The sequence below is a fragment of the Candidatus Tumulicola sp. genome (assembly GCA_035601835.1).
Classification (GTDB): domain Bacteria; phylum Vulcanimicrobiota; class Vulcanimicrobiia; order Eremiobacterales; family Eremiobacteraceae; genus DATNNM01.
The window spans coordinates 1-21478 of the sequence record DATNNM010000015.1 but is presented as its reverse complement, the minus strand read 5'-3'; the positions used below and the strand labels follow the sequence as shown (position 1 = coordinate 21478).

18 protein-coding genes are annotated in these 21478 nt (G+C 64.0%); 10 read left to right on the top strand and 8 right to left on the bottom strand.

What is annotated here, in order from left to right:
* Positions 1-10: 10 nt before the first annotated feature.
* The 6 genes from VN934_09830 to VN934_09805 all read right to left on the bottom strand — a co-directional run bounded on the left by VN934_09830 (position 11) and on the right by VN934_09805 (position 8262).
* On the bottom strand, positions 11-343 hold the full coding sequence (locus VN934_09830) for a hypothetical protein (GenBank protein ID HXM19085.1): 333 nt from the start codon (positions 341-343) through the stop codon (positions 11-13).
* Positions 344-497: 154 nt separating this feature from the next.
* Positions 498-1724 carry a DUF1501 domain-containing protein gene (locus VN934_09825; GenBank protein HXM19084.1) on the bottom strand — a complete coding sequence of 409 codons (1227 nt, stop codon included), beginning with the start codon at positions 1722-1724 and terminating at the stop codon, positions 498-500.
* Positions 1725-1731: 7 nt separating this feature from the next.
* On the bottom strand, positions 1732-3258 hold the full coding sequence (locus VN934_09820; protein HXM19083.1) for a DUF1800 domain-containing protein: 1527 nt from the start codon (positions 3256-3258) through the stop codon (positions 1732-1734).
* Between the two features lie 175 nt (positions 3259-3433).
* Positions 3434-4534, bottom strand: a complete 1101-nt coding sequence (locus VN934_09815; protein HXM19082.1) for a hypothetical protein — start codon at positions 4532-4534, stop codon at positions 3434-3436.
* A 433-nt stretch (positions 4535-4967) separates the two neighbouring features.
* Positions 4968-6482 carry a DUF1800 domain-containing protein gene (locus VN934_09810; GenBank protein HXM19081.1) on the bottom strand — a complete coding sequence of 505 codons (1515 nt, stop codon included), beginning with the start codon at positions 6480-6482 and terminating at the stop codon, positions 4968-4970.
* 202 nt (positions 6483-6684) lie between these two features.
* A complete protein-coding gene (locus VN934_09805; GenBank protein HXM19080.1) occupies positions 6685-8262 on the bottom strand; it encodes an NAD(P)/FAD-dependent oxidoreductase in 1578 nt (525 codons plus the stop codon).
* A gap of 57 nt (positions 8263-8319) precedes the next feature.
* On the opposite strand from VN934_09805, the gene VN934_09800 reads away from it, so the two are divergent.
* Positions 8320-8658 carry a YkvA family protein gene (locus VN934_09800; protein ID HXM19079.1) on the top strand — a complete coding sequence of 113 codons (339 nt, stop codon included), beginning with the start codon at positions 8320-8322 and terminating at the stop codon, positions 8656-8658.
* A 48-nt stretch (positions 8659-8706) separates the two neighbouring features.
* Here the strand turns inward: VN934_09800 and VN934_09795 are convergent, their stop codons facing one another.
* Positions 8707-9318 (bottom strand): hypothetical protein, encoded by a 612-nt coding sequence (locus VN934_09795; protein ID HXM19078.1) that lies wholly within the window; start codon positions 9316-9318, stop codon positions 8707-8709.
* A 178-nt stretch (positions 9319-9496) separates the two neighbouring features.
* Positions 9497-11269 (bottom strand): DUF255 domain-containing protein, encoded by a 1773-nt coding sequence (locus tag VN934_09790; GenBank protein ID HXM19077.1) that lies wholly within the window; start codon positions 11267-11269, stop codon positions 9497-9499.
* Between the two features lie 709 nt (positions 11270-11978).
* Between VN934_09790 and pxpB the strand changes: the two genes are divergently transcribed.
* From pxpB to VN934_09745, 9 genes are all read left to right on the top strand, one after another.
* On the top strand, positions 11979-12674 hold the full coding sequence (pxpB, locus tag VN934_09785; protein HXM19076.1) for a 5-oxoprolinase subunit PxpB: 696 nt from the start codon (positions 11979-11981) through the stop codon (positions 12672-12674).
* The gene (locus VN934_09780; GenBank protein ID HXM19075.1) at positions 12671-13645 is read left to right on the top strand and encodes a biotin-dependent carboxyltransferase family protein; all 975 of its coding nucleotides are present in this window, start codon (positions 12671-12673) and stop codon (positions 13643-13645) included. Before pxpB ends, VN934_09780 begins: the two co-directional genes overlap by 4 nt.
* A gap of 5 nt (positions 13646-13650) precedes the next feature.
* Complete coding sequence (locus tag VN934_09775; protein HXM19074.1) at positions 13651-14379, top strand: 5-oxoprolinase subunit PxpA; 729 nt, start codon at positions 13651-13653, stop codon at positions 14377-14379.
* Positions 14376-14879 carry a hypothetical protein gene (locus VN934_09770; GenBank protein ID HXM19073.1) on the top strand — a complete coding sequence of 168 codons (504 nt, stop codon included), beginning with the start codon at positions 14376-14378 and terminating at the stop codon, positions 14877-14879. Before VN934_09775 ends, VN934_09770 begins: the two co-directional genes overlap by 4 nt.
* 131 nt (positions 14880-15010) lie before the next feature.
* The gene (gene nusA / locus VN934_09765) at positions 15011-16372 is read left to right on the top strand and encodes a transcription termination factor NusA (protein ID HXM19072.1); all 1362 of its coding nucleotides are present in this window, start codon (positions 15011-15013) and stop codon (positions 16370-16372) included.
* 285 nt (positions 16373-16657) lie between these two features.
* Positions 16658-19192 carry a translation initiation factor IF-2 gene (gene infB / locus VN934_09760; GenBank protein HXM19071.1) on the top strand — a complete coding sequence of 845 codons (2535 nt, stop codon included), beginning with the start codon at positions 16658-16660 and terminating at the stop codon, positions 19190-19192.
* A gap of 49 nt (positions 19193-19241) precedes the next feature.
* Positions 19242-19772 (top strand): hypothetical protein, encoded by a 531-nt coding sequence (locus tag VN934_09755; protein ID HXM19070.1) that lies wholly within the window; start codon positions 19242-19244, stop codon positions 19770-19772.
* A gap of 30 nt (positions 19773-19802) precedes the next feature.
* Positions 19803-20192 (top strand): 30S ribosome-binding factor RbfA, encoded by a 390-nt coding sequence (gene rbfA / locus VN934_09750; protein ID HXM19069.1) that lies wholly within the window; start codon positions 19803-19805, stop codon positions 20190-20192.
* Positions 20173-21186 carry a bifunctional oligoribonuclease/PAP phosphatase NrnA gene (locus tag VN934_09745; GenBank protein ID HXM19068.1) on the top strand — a complete coding sequence of 338 codons (1014 nt, stop codon included), beginning with the start codon at positions 20173-20175 and terminating at the stop codon, positions 21184-21186. The genes rbfA and VN934_09745 overlap by 20 nt, the downstream gene beginning before the upstream one ends.
* Positions 21187-21478 lie beyond the last annotated feature (292 nt).

The window sequence follows — 21478 nt, the reverse complement described above, 5'->3', positions numbered from 1 at the left end:
CGTGTCGTACCTACTGCGGTCTTGGCGTAACCGCGCTGTTCGGGTGCGTCGCATCCCACTGCAACGCGAGGTCGAGCTGCTGGCGCGCCTGCACCAGGTCGTTGAGCGCACCGACGCGATGGCCTCCATAATCGGCTTGATCGCGCTGGAGACGATCGATGATCCGTTCCAGCGCCATGCGCGCATGCTTGATATCCCGCGCGCTGCCCAATTCGCCGCGCCGGCGATGGTAGTAGGATGGCGTTGGCGTTGGTGACGGGAACACGTCGGCCGCCGCGATGCCAGTGCCGGCGAGCGCGGCTCCGATCGCAGCTGCGGACGTGAGAAAGGTCTTCCGTTCCATGGTGTTCGAGTTCTCCTTATCTCAGTGCGGTGAGAAGAGCCCCTTACACCCCAGTGCGAACTGCCCCGCGCTCGCGCCCGGGCCGACTGGGGCAGTCGGCCCGGACACCTTTTGTGATCTTGTAGTGCCGGGGCTTTAGCCCCGGAATCCGTCCCTACACGAAATTCATTGTTGAGAATTGCGAGCCGAGCACCGGCTGCGAGCCGACGCCGAGCCAGCGCTCGAGCACGGTCGCGTAGACCGAGCGGAAGTCCGTGTGCCATTTCAAATTGCCGTAATCGAGGTCGGTCAAGCTCGGATGGTCTCCGTAAAGCCCGCCCTTCACGCCGCCGCCGAACAGGAACATCGGCGCCGCAGTGCCGTGGTCGGTGCCGCGGTTGGCATTCTCCTCGACGCGGCGGCCGAACTCCGAAAACGTCATCGTCAGCACGCGATCGTCGACCTTATGCGCCGCGAGATCCTGATAGAACGCCGAGATGCCGGTCGCGAGCTGATCGAGCAGCCGATCCTGCGCCGCGCGCTGCCCGACATGCGTGTCAAAGCTGCCGAGGCTGATGTAGAACACCTTCGTGCCGACGTTGGCGTTGATGATCCCGGCGATGAGATTCAAGCCTTGGCCGAAGGGCGTCTTCGGATACTCGATCGCAGGCTTGTAGCCGGCGACCATGTGCGGCAACTGCGTCGAGGCCGCATGCGCGTGATTCTCCACGTCTTGCACCAGCGACAGATACGGTGATTGGAACGGATACTTATAACCGTCGCCGCCGAGGATCTTATCCGCTTCGGCCTGTTCGTCACGAGTGCCGTTGAATCGGAAACCGCGCAGATCGCCGATGGTCGGAACGTCGGTCTTGTCCGCCACCATGATCTTGGGCAGCACCGGACCGACCGCAACGCCCGCGAAGAGGTTGGGCGCGGTGCCCCGGCCCGCAAAATCGAGATAGCGGCCTGCCCAGCCCGTGTCCACGTACTTGTCGGGAGCGGCCGTCTGCCAGATCTCGGTCGAGCGGAAATGCGAAAGGTTGGGGTTCGGGTAATGCACGCCCTGCAATATCGCCATGCGTTGTTGATCGAACAGCGGCTTCAACGGCGCGAGCTTGGGGTTCAAACCGATTTCGCTGTCCAGCCTCACGACGTCGCTGGCCGCGACGTTGATCGTCGGCCGCACGCGATAGTACTGCGGATCGCCGAATGGCACAAGCGTGTTCAAACCGTCGTTGCCGCCCTGCAGGTTGACCACCAAAAGGCTGCGCCCCGCACCGGCGGCCGCGCCGCTCGCCGCAGCAGCGCGCGCTGCCCTGGCAAAGATCGAGTCGATCGCGAGGAACCCGGCGAACCCGCCGATGCTCTGGACGATGAATTGCCGTCTGTTTGACATCATTGCATCCTTAACTTAGCTGATAGGCGGGCAAGGCGAACGCGAGGCTCATCGCACCGCGCACCTTCTCTTCGAAATTTTCCATGGACAGGGAGACCTTGTTGCCGACCGAGTCGGTCTGCACGTAGGACAGGATCGTCTGGCGCTGCTGCGGCGTGGCATCGCCTTGCACCGTCATCCACAGCACGCGGTCGGTGAGGCCCGCGGGATCGTCCATCTTGACCCCGGAGACCCATTGTGAGGGATCGGCGACGTTCGCCGGCATGCGCAGTGCTTGTTGCGAGGCCATGTCGTCCATCATCGTCGCGCCATCGCCCATCGCGGTGTTGCCGGCTGCCGCGGCCGCCGACTTCGCCAACGCGAGCTGGTTGAGATAGTTGACGCGCATGAGCAGCGTGCCCGTATTGACCCACAAAGCGCCGCCGGGCCACCCCGCGACGTTCGGCGGGCGCATCGGCGTTTGGCCCATGCGATCGAGCGCTGCCAACGCGGCCGGCTCAACCCTCGTGGCGCCGAGGGACTTGTGCGCGCCGATGACGAGCTCGAGCGGCGTCTTCACGATCGCGCGATACGCGCGATCCGAGTAGAAGACGTTGGAGCGCAAGATGACGTTCATCAATACGCCGACGTCGTAGCGGGCAGCGCGGAAGCGATCCGCAAGCGCGTTGACCAGTTCGGGCTCGGGATCGTCGTAGATGAAGGCGCGCGCGAACTTGCGCGCCATGTACTTGGCCGTCGCGGGTTGCTGCATGATGATATCAACGATGTCGTCGCCCGTGAAGTTGCCGGTTCGGCCGAGAAACGTCTTGCTGCCGTCGTCGTGGAAGCGCGGGTTGAAGACGGCCGTCTCGCCAAAACGCCGGTTGACCGTCCAGCCGGTGAACGCGCGGGCGCTCTCCCGGATGTCCGCCTCGGTGTAGTTGCCGACGCCCAGGCTGAAGAGCTCCATCAGCTCCCGCGCGTAGTTCTCGTTGGGGAGTTGTGCCCTGTTCTGGTTGTTGTTGAGATACAGCAACATCGCTGGGTCGCGCGAGACCTCGTGCGTTAAACGCGCGTAATCACCCAGCGCGTTGCTTCGGAACAAATTGTTCTGATTGACCATCATCTGCGGCGAGATGCCGCCTTGGCCGATGCCGCTGGTGAAATGGTTGCTCCAGAAATACACCATTTTCTCTTGCAGCGGATTGGGCGTCTGGAGCATGCGGTTGACCCACCACAAACCGGTCAGCACATACGCGCGGCGGCGCTGCATCACATCGGCATTCGGGCCGAACTGGTAGGAGATGTCGCCTTGCGGTTGCGCGGGCAGCGAATCGGGGACGAAATGCACGAGGCGATCGACGGCATGCCCCATGCCGGCTTGTCCGGCCGCCGCGATCTCAGATGGAGAGCCCCCAAATCCCGCGCGCCGGAGGAGATGTGCGGCGAGCCGGGGGCTCCAAGGACCCTTGTATGCGTCAAGGGCCACATTGATGTCAAGTGCTGGACCGGCCGGGCGGTACTCCGCCCCGGTGCCGGTGAGGGGATCTACACTCATATTGAAGTCATTATACGACGGGCAGCGTGAGGGCGACTTGAACCGGCCATGAGAATCGAGTTAAGAAGCGACCCGGGCAGTATACCCGGGCCGCTTGCACCGTAGCATTAGCTATTGTAGTGCCGGGGCTTTAGCCCCGGATATTGTAGTGCCGGGGCTTTAGCCCCGGAGTGGTCTATTTCACCACGTGCCAATCCACGATCAGCGCTTGCTGACCATTGGCGTAGGTGATGACGCCGTTGCCGAATTTGTCGACGGTGAACGTCGCCACCGGCTGGCTGCTGGGGCTCGTGATGACGCCGTTGATGGCGATCGTGGGCGGCGTGCCCGACGTCGTCACCGCAAGCGTGTTGCCGTTGAGCAGCGTGCCGTTGAGGGTCACGTTGATCAGTTGATCGTTCGAGTCGAACTCGACCGAGCCGCTGATCGTGGCTTGACCGATCTGCGTGCCGCCGCTCACCGCGAACGGTGGGTTGACAGGCAGACTCAAGCTGCCGAGCGGACCCTTGACGAACGTGCCGACATGCGTCCCCGCGAAGGTGACGTTGCCGCTGACGTCCGTGGTTTCCGTCGTGTTCTGGAGCACGCCGCTGTGACCGAACGACTCGTCGATGCTCGGGATCCCGACGTTTTCGATGTGGCCGGAATTACCCGAGATCGTGGAGGTCGTCGAGTTCTGCGGCGCGACCGTCAATTGCCGGCCGGACTGCGCTTCGGGGCTCGTCGACGTGCCGATGAAGAGCGACCCGGTGGCGATCGCCGAGAAGTTGCCGGGCGAACCCGTGACCGCGAAGTTCGTCTTGCGCGTGGAGAGCACGATGCCGGAGAGGTTGTAGTTGGTGACCGTCCGGGCGATCGTCTCGCTGGAGCTCGACGCCTTGGTCACGAGCGCCACGGCATCGCGAGCCAATTCCGTGCACGCGTTGTCGTAGAAGAGCTTCAGCTCGTACTGGGTCTGAGTCGGGCTGATGACGGTGACCGTGAACTCCCGGCCATTGTTGCACGAGCCGGTAGTCGAGAGGCTCGCCAGCGGCTTGATGCTGTTGGAGACCGCGGTTCCGTAGGCGCCGTTGAAGAGACCGGCGTCTTCCTGGCCGGATTCGATGGGAGAGAAAGCCGCCTCGGCGCCAGCCTGTGCGACTTCCTGTTGGGAGAGCGTCTGCGTCGTCGGAGCAGGCGGTATGGCGCCGTTGCCGGCTCCGAGTCCCCCGCCTGCGCCGCTGCAGCCCGCCAACGTGATGATTGCCCCAATCGCTAACCATAAGCGCGTTCGCATGATGCACCCTTTCTCGGTGACTTTGCGCGTGTGAGGTCGGAGCGAACTCCGACTACGCGCCAAGCATAATCCGAAAAAGTTCCGCGCATCATGAGGTAGGTGTGAGCCATGCGTGAAATCGCTCTCACGTGAGAGCCGAATGAACCCACCGCCGCCAGATTAAAGCAGTGCCGGGGCTTTAGCCCCGGAAATAAATGTAGCGACCCGAGCGCTAGCTCGGGTGTAGCGTTCCGAGCAGCTCGGATGTAGTGCCGGGGCTTTAGCCCCGGGGGCGCTTACATCAATTGATACGTGGGCAGGGCCATCGAGAGGCTCATCGCGCCGCGCACCTTCTCGTCGATATTCTCGTAATGTAGCGTTCCGAGCGAAGCTCGGATGTAGTGCCGGGGCTTTAGCCCCGGATGTGGTATGCCAGACTTTAGTCTGGCTAAGCCTACATCAATTGATAGGTGGGCAGGGCCATCGCAAGGCTCATCGCGCCGCGCACCTTCTCGTCGATATTCTCAGTCGAGAGCGCGACGGGATTTCCAACGCCGTCAGTGGTGAGATATTGCAGGAGCGTCTGACGCTGTTGCGGCGTGTAGTCGTTTTGCACCGTCGCTGAGAGCACCCGATCGGCCACCGCGTTGGCATCGTCCAGCCTGACGCCCGCGATCCAGCCGCGCGGATCCGGCATTGACGTCTGCGCTGCGGTCGCCGCGCCTGAACCCATCATGGTGGAACTGCTCATCATCGGACCAGCGCCGGCGGCAGCAGGCGTCGGCGTCTTCGGAGGGCGCGTGAACACCACGCGATTCAAGAAATTCAGGCGCTGCAAGATGCTGTTGGAGTTGAGCCACATCGCGCCGCCCGGCCAGCCCGAGACGCTGGGCGGCTGCATCACGGCCTGCCCCATGGCCGCGACCGAGTACAGCACCGGCAAACCGAGCTGCGTGGCGCCCAACATGCGGTGCGTCGCAATCGCCAACTCGATAGGACTGCGGACCAAAGACCGATAGGCGCGACCCGAGTAGAAAACGTTGGAGCGCAACAGCACGTCCAACACGCTCTTCGCGTCGTAGCCGCTCACGCGGAAACGCTCCGCAACCAGTTCGACCAGCGCCGGTTCGGGGTTGTCGTAGACGAACGCGCGCAGAAACTTTCGCGCGATGTATCGACCGGTCGCGGGATGGCGCATGATGACGTCGATCACCTCGTCGCCGGTGAAGGTGCCGGTCTTGCCGAGCACGGTCTTGACGCCGTCGTCGTGCACCGTCGGGTAGAAAATGAACTTGCCGTTGCGGTCGAGGCTGTTGCCCGTGAAGGCGCGCGCGGTCTCGCGCACGTCTTCCTCCGTGTAGTTGCCGATGCCCATGGTGAACAGCTCCATGAGTTCGCGCGCGAAATTCTCATTGGGATGCTGCTTGCGATTCAACGCGCCGTCCAAGAATCGCAGCATGGCCGGATCCTTGGCGATCTCGTGTGTGAGCGCGTCGTAATTGCCGAGCGCATAGGTTCGGAACAGGTTGTTCTGCTGCACCATCATGTCCGGCGTGATGCCTTTGTCGTAGATCACGCTCGTGAAATGCGTGCTCCAGAAGTACACCATCTTCTCGCGCAGCTGATTAGGCGAGAGGAGCATGCGATTGAGCCACCACAGCTGCGTGGCTAGCACCGCCGCGATGCGCTGCTGCGGTGTGGTCAAGGGGCCGAAGGATAGATCGGCCTGTGGCCGCTCGGGCAGCGACTCGGGGAAAATCGCGAGCAGCTTGTTCACCGAAAGGTGCATGCCGGCGTCGGCCGCCGTGGCGATCTCCTCCGGCGTGCCGCCAAAGCCCGCGCGGCGCAGCAGATGCGCGGCCAGGCGCGCATTCCAGGGTCCCTGATACGGCGCCAGGGCGAGGCGGACATCGATGTCGCCTTCAGGCCGGTACTCGTTGCCGGTACCCGTTAGAATGTTGACTGGCATGCAGTCCCCCCTGTAGGGCTGGATCTGTAGTGCCGGGGCTTTAGTCCCGGATGTGGCATGCTGGGTTTGAAGTGCCGGGGCTTTAGCCCCGGATGTGGTATGCCAGACTTTAGTCTGGCAAGGTCGTGTTCGCCGGAAGAACGTTTTAGCCCAGCGCCCTCCATGAGAACGGCGTTAGAAACGTTTTTGTCGCAACTCGATGCTAGCCGCGCAACATCGCGCGCGCGGCGTTCCAGCCCGAAGCCCCCATGACCCCGCCGCCCGGGTGGGCGGCCGCGCCGCACAGGTATAGGCCGCGCACCGGCATGCGGTAGCCGGCCCAGCCGGGCACCGGCCGGAACATGAAGAGCTGATGCAGCGACATCGAGCCTTGGAAAATATTGCCGCCCGTCAGATTGAACATGCGCTCGAGGTCCAGCGGGCTCAAAACCTGCCGCTCGAGAATCGAGTTTTTGAAACCCGGTGCGTAGCGCTCGATCAGATCGAAACAGCGGTCCGCAAACGCGTCCTTGATGTCATCCCAATGGCCCTCTCGGAGCTTGTACGGCGCGTATTGCACGAACATGGACATCACATGCCGCCCGGGCGGGGCCACCGTCGGGTCGACCGATGACGGGATCGTGCATTCGATGATCGGCTCCTTCGAAGGCATGCCATACTTGGCGTCGTCGTAACCGCGCTCGATGAAATCCTGATCCGGGACCAGGTGAACGGTGCCGCGATGTTGCGGCCCGGCGCTCGCACCCGGGCACGCGGTGAAATTCGGCAAGCTCGCGAGCGCGACGTTGATCTTCAACGAAGCGCTGTCGTAGTTGATGCGCTCGATCGCGGCGCGAAAATCGGGCGGCAAGGTCGCAGGATCGAGCAGCCTCATGAAGGTGACGTGGCAATCGACGTTGCTCGCCACCCGTCGCGCATGAAACTCGTCGCCGTTGCTCAAGGCGACGCCGCTCACGGCGCCGTTTTTGGTCAGGATCTTGGCCACTTCAGCATCGGTGCGGATCTCCACCCCGAGATCCGTCGCAGCTTTGGCCAGCGCTTGGGTCAACCCGCCCATGCCGCCCTTGACGTACGCCCACACGCCGCGCTTGCCGTTGGTCTGGCCCATGACGTGATGGAAGAGCACGTACGCGGTGCCCGGCATGGAGGGCGACGCGAACGCGCCGATGATCGCGTCCGTCGCGAGCACGGCCTTCAACTGCTCGGCTTCAAACCAGCGATCGAGGATGGCGCGGGCCGGCCCGGTCAGTACTTCGATGGCTTCGCCCATGCGGGGCCCGAGTTTTTGCAGCGCTCGGCCCAGCGGCGCCATGCTCAAGAGATCGCCAAGCCCGGGATGCGCGACATTGGGCGGCGTCTGCGTCAGCGTCGGCTCAACCACCGAGGCCACGCGCTCGAGCATCGCTTCGTATTTTGGATAATTCTCGGCGTCTTTGCGGCTGAACTTGGCGATCTCGCGCAGGCTCATCTCTTTGTCGGGACCAAGCAGCAAGTAGCGTCCATCCGGAAACGGCGTGAACGACGACGGATTGCGCTCGACGAGTTCAAAACCGTAGCCGGCCAAGCGCAAGTCACGGACGATCTCGGGGCGGAAAAGACTGTTGACGTACGCGGCGGTCGAGACTTTGTAGCCTTTGAACGTCTCTTCGGAAACGCATGCGCCGCCGACGATGTAACGGCGCTCCAGCACGAGCACTTTCCAGTTCGCCCGAGCGAGATAACAAGCGGTCACAAGCCCGTTATGGCCGCCGCCGATGACAATCGCGTCGTACCTGGTCACCGGCGTTGCCTACACCAGGTGAAACTCGAGTACCTACTCAACGGTATCAGGAGTTATATGAGCTGGGCCAGTGTCGCACAAGTCGCTCGTCACGCGCTGCAACTCCCGAAATTGCTGTCGCTTTCATGGCGGCTCTTCATGGACCACCGCGTGTCGGGAGGGCTCAAGCTCGCCACCGCGGCGGCCGCCCTCTTCATCGTCTCCCCGCTGGACCTGCTCAGCGACATCCCCATCATCGGCCCGCTCGACGACATCGCGCTGCTCATGCTGCTCGTCAACGTCTTCGTCTGGCTGAGCCCGCGCGCGATCGTCGATGAATTGAGCGGCGGCAACGCCCCCGTGCAGCGCATGCCGGATCCGGCGGCCATGAAGAACGTCACCCCGAAGAGCTCTTAATCCCAACTACGACTAAATGTAGTGCCGGGGCTTTAGCCCCGGATTTTTTCAAACTCGCTCGAAGACGAATAGCCGGCGGTTTTTCTGCTGCCCGCGATAGGATTCCAAGAACCGATAGCCGTTTTCATGCGCGAGATTCAGCGCAGCTTCCACTTTGGAAGCGCTGGTAGAGGGCAGCTCGATCGCCATGTATGGCGCCTCGCCCTGCGTCCGGCTGTTCACGCCCGCGGTGGCGCGCTCGACCAGCCGAGTGATGGCGCGCAGAAGTCCCGACGCGATCGGCTCACCGGCCACGAACAGCTTGCTCCCGAGGTTTTCAATGGGCAGGTGTCCCGCGGACGCGTCCACGAGCGACACAGTGCGCCGGTCCTTGGGACGCACGATCGAGAACTTCTGATCGCGGTAGATGATATCGATTGCCTGGCCGCCGTCCGGCAGTGCCAGGCGGTCTTTTTCCTGGATCTGGGCGTCCGCGGCTAGCCCTTCATTGAGCTGAGCCAGTTCCTCGGCGAGTAAATTTTGCACGACGCGCCAGGCGTGGTCGCAGCGTTCCTGTTTTGTGCGCGCCTCGCGTCCGCCGTCATCGTATTCGCGCAATCGCTCGCGGACTGCGCAGCGAATATCATTGACGTCAACATCGATTCGCAATTCTTGAAGCACGCGTGTCGCCTCCGGGCTCAAAAATTTTTCTCGATCTCTGTGCTGATCGAAGAACCATCAAGAGCGTGCGCATTGCAGTGCAACGCATCAACGCTTGTAATTCGAGTCGGCGGACTTCGGTCACACGAGTTCGCTTTTCCTCGTCACCTCGAAAGAAAATATTTTTTTTCGTGGGACATCATCGCGCGTGTGACAGCGCGGGCAGCAATTCGTCCACCGACTCGATTTTCGCAAAGCAGGTGGTGCCGCGACAAAGGAGGGCTAGCGGCCCGTCGCTCGATGCAACGTCCAGCTTCGCGAGACGTTCCGCATCGCGAGCCTCTACCGTGTTGACCCGCACAGCGGGCGCCGCCACGCGAAGCGCAGCGTCGCGCAGCGGGCGCACCGCATCGGCGCTGCCGGCGATCTTCACGTCGATCGGCGGCTCGAGCGCGTGCAGCACGGCCGACGCGAAGCCCGCAGCGAAGACTCCCATGCGCTTGTACGTCGAGATGAAGCGAGCAAGCACCGCACGCGCGCGTTCTTCGAAGCGGCCCTCGCCGTTCAAGGCCGCGCAGTCCAACAAGGCCCGCGCCATCAACGAGTTTTCAACCAGCGGAGTGACCCGTTCCGAGACGCGGCCTGGCTCTTGCGGGTCCGGCAAGCGGTCCAGGTAGCCGCCGAGCTCTTCATCATATAGCGCGCGGGTCGCTTCGAGCAGTGACAGCGCGCGGTCCAGCCAAACGAGCTCGCCCGTGGCCGAAAATGCCGCCAACGCCGCATTCATGCTCCACGCCTGATCGCCCAACAGACCCCGCAGGTGCGCCGCGCCGTCGTAATAGCGCACCATCAGGCCGTCGGCATGTGACTTCGACCACAGCATCTCCAGCAAGGACACGCCGCGCTCGATCCATTCGCGCGCATCGACACCGACGTTGCCCAGCAGCGGCCCGCTCAAGATGAGCGCTCGGGCCATCTCGGCATTCCACGATGTGTAAATGATGGGATCGACGTACGGCCGGGTCTTCGCCTTGCGTGCCTCGGCGTCGAGCGCGTAGTAAGCCTCGTCGGCATCCTGACTCCCGCCGTACGCGCCGTGCTCGGCGTTCCACAGGGTCGCGTCCAGGTAGCGTCTGCAGTCCACGGCCACCTTGCTGAGACTGACGTCGCCGAAAAGCGCGCCCGCGCGCGCGCATGCCAACATCAGCCCCGCAAGGTCCTCGAGCATCTTTTCGAAATGCGGAACGCTGAAATCGCGCGTCGTGGAATAGCGGAAGAAGGCGCCCTCAACGTGGTCGTACATGCCGCCGCCCGCCATGCCGCGCAGCGTCATTTGGACCATGGTCTGCGCGCGGCCGTCCCTGCTGCGGGTCCAATAATCGAGCAGGAAATGCAGCGTTTCGACTTGCGGGAACTTCGGTTCAGTTCCGAAGCCGCCGAAGTCGTCATCGAACGCCTCCGAAAGCGCCGCCGCTACGTATTGCACGGGCTCGAGCGACAACTCGCCCTTGGGCTGCGGTCGAACCTCCGAACGCTTGGCTTTGAGGTCGCGGATGCGCTGCGCCATGTCCAAGCGGTTGGCGGGCTCCGCGTAGATCTTCGAAACCTGTTCGAGGAAGCCGCGCATCGCCTCCGGCGGGATGTACGTGCCGCCTTTGAGGATCTCGCCCTCGCCCGTCAGCACGACTGTGGTCGGCCAGCCGCCCATGTTGTAGCGCGTGTTGACGTCGGGTCGCTGATCGTTGTCCACCCGGATGGGCACGAAGCGCTCGTTGACGAGTTCAATGACGCCGGGGTCGGAGTAGGTCGTCTCATCCATCACGTGGCACCAATGGCACCACACCGCCGATATCGCCAGCAATACCGGCTTGCCTTGCGCGGTCGCTTCGTCAAATGCGGCGCTGTCCCAATCTCGCCAGCGGATCTCCGCAGCGCGATTCGGACGCGGGGAAAAGTGAAGCTTGGTGGCCATCTCGTTACTAATAGGCTTGAACGTAGCCACGGACCTTTACCCCCGTATATGTAGTGCCGGGGCTTTATCCCCGGAAAATGTAGCGTTCCGAGCGAAGCTCGGATGTAGTGCCGGGGCTTTAGCCCCGGAGTTGCTGTGTGGAGCGGGATCTTCAGATCCCGCTGACTCCTCGTGTGGAGCGCGACCTTCAGGTCGCGCCGCCCGGGGGTAGTAGCTACAGCTCGGCTAACTCTAGCGTAGAGCAGATGCGGCGACTCTTTCCTGAGGACCCCGTCGTGGCTCATAGGCTTGCGGCATGGAATTTTATAGGAATAGGAGCAGTTGGCTTGGTTAGCGCCGCTTTCGGCCTTGAAACTCTCACCGGGTTGCCCGGCCTCACTTTCACGGTTGGGTGGGAGGGTTTTGCGCTCCGGCTGAATCTGGTTGGAGCCACGATCGTATACGTGGGCCTCGGCTTGCTCCGGTTCAATCCACGACTACGCAAAGTCGCTGTGATAGCGGCGATCGTCCTCGCCGCTGCCGTGTTTGTAGGGCAGGTTTTCACATTGGCGGTTTCCGGGCCACTCCAGTTGCCGCCAAAGTTCTTGCTCTGGGTATCGATGTTGTCCACCACCTGGATACTCGTTTGCGTATGGATCGCCGTAGCCCTGACCAGAAAAGATGCGCTCGCATATTACGTGTCACGCCAGACGCGCTGGGAGTGAGTTTATTGCGGGACCGATTCGATATCCAGCCCGTCGGTGACGGTGCGCTCATCGCCCTGCTGGACGCCGAGCAACCCGATGCCGCCACCGTTCGCCGCGCACGCAGCATCGCTGCTCGTGTGCGAGCACGCCTCCCCGGCCCCGCCCTCGATGTCGTGCCTGCTTACGCCTCGGTGCTCGTGCGCTTCGATCCACTTGCCACGCCGATGGCCTACGTCATGGCGGTGTTGCGCGGTGCAGCAGAAGAGCAGGCTGAGGTCCACGACCAAACCCCGCGCCGATTTCGCATCGGCGTGCGCTTCGGCGACGAGCATGGCGAAGATCTCGAACGAACCGCGCGCGAGTGCGGACTCAGCGCCAAAAAGTATGTCGACCAGTTTTGCCGCGCCGAGTACGAGGTCGCGTTCCTCGGATTTCTCGCGGGCTTCCCGTATCTCATAGGGCTGCCTCAAGCCTTAGCGGCACCGCGGCTGCCCACGCCGCGCGACCGCGTGCCGCAGGGCTCGGTGGCGATCGCCGCCTTGCAATGCGGCATCTATCCGCGCGTGTCGCCCGGCGGCTGGCGTCTGCTGGGGCTGACCTCCGCGAAATTGTTCGATCCTGCGCACGATCCCGCAACGCTGCTCTTGCCCGGGGATGGCGTGCGTTTCGCCTCGGTCGGAAAAGTGTCCGACGCGCGCGCCGAGTTGGTGCGCCGATGAAGGGCTTGCGCATCGTGGAACCGGGTGCGCTTAGCAGCGTGCAAGATTGCGGCCGGCGCGGCTGCGCGCGTTTAGGCGTTTCGCCCTCCGGCGTGGCAGATTGGTTCAGCGCGCGCGCCGCAAACCGGCTGGTCGGCAACGACGAATGTGCCGCCGTCATCGAGGCGACGCTGAGCAGTATGAAACTCGCGGCGGAGTCAGGTGGACTGATCGCGGTCACCGGCGCCAACGGAGCGCTGCAGATCGACGGCGGCGAGGCGGCGCTCTGGCAAGCGCACGAAGTATCCAAAGGCGCCCAGATCACGATCGGCGCGGCGCGCCGCGGACTGCGCTCATACGTTGCCATCGCCGGCGGTTTCGCCGTGCCTCCGATGCTCGGCAGCGCCAGCACGGACCTAGGCGCAGGCTTCGGCGGCTTCGAAGGGCGGCCGTTGCGCGCCGGCGACACGCTCGCCGTTACCCCCCAACCTAACCGCGCAACAACCGACCCCTTCCCCGAGGAATGCATCCCGCACTGGACCTCGCCGACCGTCTTGCGAGCGATTGCGGGTCCGCACGCAAAACGTATCGGAACGAACGCGCTCCAGCAGCTGACCGAGCACTCCTTCACCGTGTCGAGCCGTTCCACGCGCCAGGGCATCCGGCTCGAAGGCGAGCCGCTGACGCTCGACGGTGCGACCGATATCCCATCGGCGGGTGCGTGCGCGGGCTGCGTGCAAGTGACGAGCGACGGCTTGCCCGTGGTGTTGCTCGCAGAACATCAGACCACGGGCGGGTACGCCTACGCGCTTGGCGTCATCACGGCCGATCTGCCGCGAGCGGGCCAATTGCGTCCCGGCGACATCGTGCGCTTCGAGGTCGTGACGCTGGTCGACGCGGCGCACGCCCTTGCTCTTACGATGCGCCGGTTGCACGGCGAGCGCATCGACGCGGCTGCGAGCCTCGCTCAAGGATTTTTCGAAGGCGCCTGACCGGCATGCGGATCGATCTCAACTGCGACATGGGCGAATCGTTCGGCGCTTGGCGCATGGGCGACGACGAGACGTTGCTCGATATCGTCACCTCAGCGAACATCGCGTGCGGCTTCCATGCCGGCGACCCGACCGTGATGGAAGCGACCGTCAAGGCCGCCCTGCGCCGCGGGGTCGCCATCGGCGCACATCCTTCATACCCGGATCTCGCCGGATTCGGGCGGCGCAGCATGCGCATCGCCCCCGACGAACTCGAGCGCATCGTGCTGTATCAGATCGCGGCGCTCGCGGGGATGGCAGAGGCGAACGGCGGCAAGCTCGCCCACGTGAAGCCGCACGGCGCGCTCTATAACGATGCCGCGAAAGACCGCGCGCTTGCCGACGCGATCGCCTCGGCGATCAAACGCCACGATGCAACACTGACTTTAGTAGGATTGGCAGACTCGGCGCTGATCGAGGCGGGACGCGCCGCCGGGCTCCCAACCGCAGCCGAGGGTTTCTGCGACCGCGCGTACGAGGCGGACGGATCGCTGCGCGCGCGCGAGAAAGCGGGCGCGGTGTTCACCGATCCGGTCCAAGCCGCCGAGCAGGCGCTGAAGCTGGCGCAATCCGGGCGCATCCAGACGCTGTGCATTCACGGCGACACGCCGGGCGCGGCGGGGATCGCGCGCGCCGTCCGGGCAGCGCTGGAAAAAAGCGGCGCTACCATCAAAGCCCTAGGGCGGGGCCCATGAAGGCGCCTGAGGATAGCGGCGCGCTAGAAAAACTCGAAGCGCTGCTCGGCGATTTCGGCGCGGAATTCAAATCCGTGGAGATCCTCAAGTCGACCGTGCGCCGCGAACGAGGCGAATACGTATTGGCGCTGACCATCGACCGCGATGGCGGCGTCGACACCACGCTCTGCGAGCAGGTCTCTCGCATCATCGAGCGGCGAGCGGAAGCGCTCGGTCCCACGATCGGTTCCTACCGCATCGAGGTCGCGTCGGCAGGTCTGGATCGTCCGCTGCTGACGCCAGAGCACTTCCGCCGCTTCGCCGGGCGCGACGCGCGCATCATCACACGGCTGCCCATCGCCAAGCGCGTCGAGTTCACCGGGCGTATCGAATCCGCGAACGAGGTCAGCGTGACGATCGCCGATCGCTACGCCGGCACCGTCGAAATTCCGCACGCAGCGATCAAAAAAGCGCACCTCGTGTACGAGCCGGCCGCCGACCTGCGCCGAAAGAAGCCGTGATGCAGTGCCGGGGCCCGACCCCCTGAATATTGCGTTTAGGCCCATCATATGGTAGGATACCGAGTGTAATCTCCGAGAGGAGTGGGACAGCCCACTCCTTTCGTTTCTGTCAAGGTAAATCGACAAACCAAATGGCTCCTCGCAAAACGCTCAAGAAGGCTGCCGCCGGCGGGAACGGCTCGACCGTCGCCGCGCCCGCGACCGCCAACCCGGAACTGATCGCCGCGCTGCAAGACCTCGAGCGCGATCGCGGCCTTTCCTTTGAAGTGCTCATCGAGGCCCTCGAAGCCGCGCTCGTCTCCGCCTACAAGCGGAACTTCGCGCGCGAGGCCGAGACGCACGGCAATCCGGTCGTCATCATCGATCGCAACGACGGCTCGTATCGCGTCTTCGCGCGTCGCAGCGTCGTCGACGAAGTCGCCGATCCGTCGATCGAGATCAGCCTCGCAGACGCCGGGCCCCAATACAAGGCCAGCGATAATTTCGACATCGAGGTCACGCCCAAAGAATTCGGCCGCATCGCCGCACAGACCGCCAAACAGGTCATCGTGCAGCGCATCCGCGAGGCCGAGCGCGACATGATCTTCGATGAATACAACGACCGCATCGACAACCTGATCAGCGGCACGGTGTTGCGCTACGAACAGCGCAACATGTTCATCGACCTCGGCAAGGCCGAGGCGATCCTGCCGCTGTCCGAACAGGTGCCGCACGAATCGTATCGCATCGGCACGCGCGTGCGCGTCTACGTCATGGAGGCGCGTCGCACCAACAAGGGACCGCAGATCGTAGTCTCGCGCGCGCATCCCAACGTCGTGCGCCGGCTGTTCGAAACCGAGATCCCAGAAGTGGCGCAGGGCTTGGTCGAGATCAAGGACATCTCGCGCGAACCCGGCTCGCGCTCCAAAGTCTCCGTCTACACCGAGGAAGAGGACATCGACGCGGTCGGCGCGTGCCTCGGGCCGCGCAGTTCGCGCATCAACAATATCTCCGACGAGCTGCACGGCGAGAAGATCGACGTGATCCAGTGGGCGGCCGATCCCGCCACCTACGTCGTCAATGCGCTGCAGCCCGCCAAGGTGATCCAAGTCCACCTCAACGAGCGCCAGCATCTGGCCGAAGCGGTCGTGCCGGACTACCAACTCTCGCTGGCCATCGGCAAAGAAGGTCAAAACGTCCGCCTCGCTGCGCGGCTCACCGGTTGGCGCATCGACATCCACAACGAAGAGCGCTGGGTGGAGCTGCAATCGCAGCGCGTGGACGAGGCCAAAGAAGAAGAAGAGGTCGCCGCGATGGCGGAAGTCGCCGCGCAGGAAGCGGGCGTCGAACTCACGCCGGAGATGTTGGCTGAAGACGAAGCGCTCATCCGCCGGCTGCAGGAACTGCAGCGCGTGGACGAAGGCGGCGAAGAGGTGGAAGGCGATACGGCCGAGGCGGCCGCCGCGACGGGGGATGCGGCAGACGGTTCCGAAAAGAGTGGACCTGCAGAGTGACGGCGACGCCCGCCGCCACGTGCCGTTCCGCCAATGCGTCGGGTGCCGGACGCGGGCGGAGAAGCACCGGCTCTTGCGGTTCGTCCGATCCCATGACGGCAGTTGGTTGGTCGACCCGCCGGCACGGCAGCCCGGCCGGGGCGCTTACCTGTGTTCGCCGGAGTGCATGGGGCACTTGAAGAAAAACAAACGATATAAGGGCCTGCTGACAGCGGACGTCGCGCCCGCTCAGTGGTGTAGTGCCGGGGCTTTAGCCCCGGAAAAGGAAACCAAATAACAATCTAAATGGCAGTCGTACGCGTACACGAGCTCGCAAAAGAGCTGAACCTCACCAGCGCAGAGACCATTGCCCTGCTGGGCAAGGTCGGCATCCGCGCGTCCACGCATATGAGCGCCATCGACGAGCACCGCGCGCGCATCGTCAAAGGCGTGCTGTCCGGAAATCTCGCGGAAGTCGCTCGCACCGTCAAAGTCGTGCCGAAGGTCGCAACGGGCAACGGAGCCGCCGCGACCAAAGCGCCCGCCAAGGCCAAAGAATCCGCCGCCGCGCCCAAAGCGGCCGCGCCTGCAGCTGCGAAGGTCGAAGCGCCGCCGGCACCGGAAGAGCCGACCGCCAAACTCAAGCCGGTTCCCACGCGCGACAAGAAAGCGCCACGCCCGGCGCCGCATCCGAAAGTCATCCCGGCCGCGTCGGCTGATCCGGCCGCGCCGATCCCCACCGTCGTCAAACCCGCCGCATCCGCGCCGCCGCCGGCACCGATGCGCCCAGGCATACGTCCTGGAATGCCGGGTCGTCCGGCAGGTCCGGGAACCGGCATGCGCCCCGGCGTCAGCCGACCGGGAACGTTCCGGCCGGGCATGGCCGGAGGCCGGCCCGCACCGGGTGGTCGCACGGGCACCGCACCGATGCCGAGCGCCGGTCCAGCCCCGGGAACGCGCAAGAAGTCGCGCGAGGAGCTCGAGCGCGATCGCAAGGAGCGCGAGCGCGAGGCGCTGCTCAAGAAGTCGCAGCCGCGCACGAAGGCCGCGCAGGTCAGCGTGCCCGTCGCAGAACCGGAAATTCTCAAAGATCTGCCGATTCCGGACCTCATCACCGTGCAGCAGCTCGCCGCGGCGATGGAAATACCGGCCGGCCAGGTGATCGCGCAGCTCATCCGTACGGGCATCATGGCGACCATCAATCAGCACATCGCGCCCGACGTCGCCTCCCAGGTCGCGCGCAAATTCGGTTTCAATCTCATCGTCAAGGAAGTCGGCGAGGAAGCGCTGCCGGAAATCGTCGTGGAGTCGGATCCGGCCGGTTCGCTCACGCCGCGCCCGCCGGTCGTCACCGTGCTTGGTCACGTCGACCACGGCAAGACGTCGCTGCTCGACGCCATTCGCTCCACCAAGGTAGCCGCCGGAGAAGCAGGCGGAATCACGCAGCGCATCGGCGCGTACACCGTGGAGTACGGCGATCGCAAAGTGACGTTCATCGATACGCCGGGTCACGAAGCGTTCACGGAGATGCGCGCGCGCGGCGCAAAGGTGACCGACGTCGCGATCCTGGTCGTGGCGGCCGACGACGGCGTGATGCCGCAAACCATTGAAGCGATGAACCACGCCAAGGCGGCCGGCGTGCCGATCGTCGTCGCCATCAATAAGATGGATAGGCCCGACGCCAACGCCGATCGGGTCAAGCAGCAGCTTTCGGAACTCGGCCTGCAGCCCGAAGATTGGGGCGGCCAGACGCAATTCATTCCGGTGTCGGCCAAGCAGAAGACCGGCATCGACGAGCTGCTCGAGATGGTGCTGCTCAACGCCGACCTGCTCGAGCTGCGCGCCAACAAGAATCGCCGCGCGCAAGGCGTGATAATCGAAGCGCGGCTGGATCGCTCGCGCGGCCCCGTCGCCACCGCGCTCGTCAAGAACGGCACGCTGCGCGCGGGCGACATCATCGTCGTCGGCTCGACCTGGGGACGCGTGCGCGCGCTCTTCGACGACAAACTGGAGCCGATCAAACGCGCCGGGCCGTCGATTCCGGCCGAAATCATGGGTCTTTCCGACGTCCCCGCCGCCGGCGACGTGCTCGAAGTCGTCTCCGACGAGCGCGATGCGCGCGAACTCGCCGCCAAGCGCTCGCAGCGCAAGCGCGAGCAGCGTATGGCGACGACGCGCCGCACGGTGACGCTCGACGGATTCCTCGCGCAGGCCAAAGAGGGCGGCATCAAAGAGCTCAACCTCATCATCCGGGCGGATGCGCAGGGTTCGGTCGAAGCGCTGCGCACGCAGCTCGACGGCCTCGCCAATGAAGAAGTGCGCACGCGCGTCCTCCACGCCGGCGTCGGCGGCATCAACGAAGCCGACGTCATGTTGGCAAGCGCGTCGGCTGCGATCATCATCGGCTTCAACATCCGGCCGGACGCGGCGATTTCGCGCAAGGCTGAGACCGAGGGCGTCGACGTGCGGCTCTACGACGTCATCTACAACGCGATCGACGACGTCAAAGCGGCCATCGCCGGCATGCTCAAGCCGCAAGTGCGCGAGGTCGTGCTTGGTCAGGCGGAAGTGCGCAAGATATTCAAGGTGGGCAAGGTCGGCACGATTGCCGGTTGCTATGTCAAGAGCGGCAAGATCACTCGCGACGCAGGCGTCCGGGTGCTGCGCGACAGCGTGCAGATCTACGAGGGCAAGCTGGCCTCGCTCAAGCGCTTCAAAGACGACGCGCGCGAGGTTGCGGAGGGTTACGAGTGCGGCATGGCGATCGAGAACTTCAACGATATCAAGGAAGGCGACGTCATCGAGGCCTTCGCGATGGAGCAAGTCGCCGCCCCAGCCTAACGCAAAACCTCTGTAGCGTTCCGAGCGAAGCTCGGAAACTCTCGGTGAAATGATGAGCGATAACGACGTCGTCGAACAAGCCCACGAGATCTACTTCAACGTCATCGTCGCGCACGGAGACGCCGACGAACCTTGGACGCCTACCCAGCGCACCGAGCTGCGCCGCGCTCTGGAATTGCTCGAGCCGGTCGAGGCCGCAGGCGAGCTGTCGCCCGACGGCGTCCAATTGATGGCGTCGCTGTGTTTGGAGCTGGGCAACGACGAGCGCGAGGAGCATCTACTCCGCCAGGGTCTTGAACGCTTTCCAAGCGCGGCAGGTCTGCATGGCGACATCGGCGCTGCGCTCGCAACCTTGCGACGCTGGCCCAACGCGGTCGCGCACCTCGCGGCGTCGGTGCTGCTCGGGGTGGACGACCCGGACGAGCAGTGGGCGGCCGCGGCGTCGCAGCTGGTGGACACGCTGAACGAATGCGGCGACGCCGACCGAGCCGAGGCGATCCGAACTTGGGCGATCTCGATCGCCCGCGACGAAAAGGCGCGCGCCTGGCTCGAGGACGATGAAGACGTCGCCCAGGACTAGACAGCAAACATTTGTGTGGGATACAGTAGCTTGACGCCAGGGCCCGGAGCCAAAAGCCAGCGGCTCGAGCAGGTCGAGCATGAGATCATGCGCGAGCTCAGCGAGCTGTTGCTGAAAGAATTGAAAGATCCGCGGGTCGGCTTCGTCACCATCACCGGGTGTTCGGTGAGCCCGGACTTGCGCAGCGCGCGTGTGTTCGCAAGTCCCATGGGCGAGGCACGCGAAGCGGGCCAGACCATGCGCGGCTTGACGTCGGCGGCCGGGTTTCTTAGCATGGAGCTCGCGAAGCGCTTGCGCATGCGGCGCACGCCCACGCTGACCTTCGTGCGCGACGACTCGATTGCACGCGGCGTGAAGATGAGCACGTTGATCGATGAGGTGAAGCGAAAAGATGAAGCTCGTGCAAGCGGCAAAGAGTAACGGTCGCACGCTGCCCGTCGATCCGGCCGTCGCGACTGATGTGCTCGATTGCTTGCGCGATCACGACCAATTCGTCATGTGCGCGCACGAGAACCCGGACTGCGACGTGCTGGCCAGTGGCTTCGCGCTCGGCTTAGCGCTCAAGCGCATGAACAAACGCGTCGTCTATTTTCTCGACGACGACGTTCCCCCGAACCTTCGTTTCCTGCCTGAATCGGGGCTGACGCAGCGCACGTTCGAGGGCGTGAGTGACGACGCGGTGTTCATCTTCTTCGACATGAGCGATCAGAAGCGCGCGGGCGAGGCGCTCGCGTGGGTACCTCAGGAACGCATCGTCAATATCGACCACCACCTGAGCAACACCCACTTCGGTCGTTGGAACTACGTGCGCGACACCGAAGCGGCAACGGGCGTGCTCGTGCTGCACCTCATCGCCGGGCTGAAGATCGAGGTCACGCCGGACATCGCTTCGTGCCTGCTCAGCGCCGTCTTATCGGATACGGGCTGCTTCATGTATAGCAACGCGACGCCTGACACCATGCGCATCGGCGCCGCGCTCATGGACGCCGGCGCCGACAAGGATCGCATCACCGAACAGCTTTACCAAACACGGCCCTTCGGCGGCCAACAACTGCTCGGGCTCGCGCTGCAGACGGCCGTGCTGACGCCCGACGGCATCTGCTACACCGTCGTCACTCAAAAAATGCTTGAGGAGCACGGCGCGACGCACGATGACCTTGAGGATGTGGTCGGCGCGTTGCGCGCCGTCGACAAGTGCGAAGTCTCCGCGCTGTTCAAGGAAGCGGAGGACGGCAGTTTCCGCGTCAGCATGCGCTCGCGCGGGCGCTTCAACGTGATGAACGTCGCCAAAGCGCTCGGCGGAGGCGGGCACTTCCGCGCAGCGGGCGCCCCGGTCGCAGGTCCAAAGGAAGCCGCGGTGCAGACGGCCCTCTCCGCCATCCGCAAAGAAATGAATGTAGTGCCGGGGCTTTAGCCCCGGAGATCTGCACCGTTCCGACCCAACGTATGTAGCGATCCGACCGAAGGTCGGATTAACTTAAATGTAGTGCCGGGGCTTTAGCCCCGGGGGTATGTAGCGTTCCGAGCGAAGCTCGGACTAATGACGCCCCCCGAACCGTTCGGCTTCCTCAACGCCTTCAAGCCGCCCGGGCCGACCTCGACGGCATTCGGCTCGTGGGTGCGCCATCTGCTCGGCGGCGTGCCGATTGGACACTGGGGGACACTTGATCCCGATGCAAGCGGCGTGCTCGTGCTCGCCGTCGGCC

Bases quoted from the DNA above. Each gene is read 5' to 3' on its own strand.
- VN934_09830 (HXM19085.1), bottom strand. From the start codon at position 343: ATGGAACGGAAGACCTTTCTCACGTCCGCAGCTGCGATCGGAGCCGCG.
- VN934_09825 (HXM19084.1), bottom strand. From the start codon at position 1,724: ATGATGTCAAACAGACGGCAATTCATCGTCCAGAGCATCGGCGGGTTC.
- VN934_09820 (HXM19083.1), bottom strand. From the start codon at position 3,258: ATGAGTGTAGATCCCCTCACCGGCACCGGGGCGGAGTACCGCCCGGCC.
- VN934_09815 (HXM19082.1), bottom strand. From the start codon at position 4,534: ATGCGAACGCGCTTATGGTTAGCGATTGGGGCAATCATCACGTTGGCG.
- VN934_09810 (HXM19081.1), bottom strand. From the start codon at position 6,482: ATGCCAGTCAACATTCTAACGGGTACCGGCAACGAGTACCGGCCTGAA.
- VN934_09800 (HXM19079.1), top strand. From the start codon at position 8,320: ATGAGCTGGGCCAGTGTCGCACAAGTCGCTCGTCACGCGCTGCAACTC.
- VN934_09790 (HXM19077.1), bottom strand. From the start codon at position 11,269: ATGGCCACCAAGCTTCACTTTTCCCCGCGTCCGAATCGCGCTGCGGAG.
- VN934_09780 (HXM19075.1), top strand. From the start codon at position 12,671: ATGAAGGGCTTGCGCATCGTGGAACCGGGTGCGCTTAGCAGCGTGCAA.
- VN934_09775 (HXM19074.1), top strand. From the start codon at position 13,651: ATGCGGATCGATCTCAACTGCGACATGGGCGAATCGTTCGGCGCTTGG.
- VN934_09770 (HXM19073.1), top strand. From the start codon at position 14,376: ATGAAGGCGCCTGAGGATAGCGGCGCGCTAGAAAAACTCGAAGCGCTG.
- nusA (HXM19072.1), top strand. From the start codon at position 15,011: ATGGCTCCTCGCAAAACGCTCAAGAAGGCTGCCGCCGGCGGGAACGGC.
- infB (HXM19071.1), top strand. From the start codon at position 16,658: ATGGCAGTCGTACGCGTACACGAGCTCGCAAAAGAGCTGAACCTCACC.
- VN934_09755 (HXM19070.1), top strand. From the start codon at position 19,242: ATGATGAGCGATAACGACGTCGTCGAACAAGCCCACGAGATCTACTTC.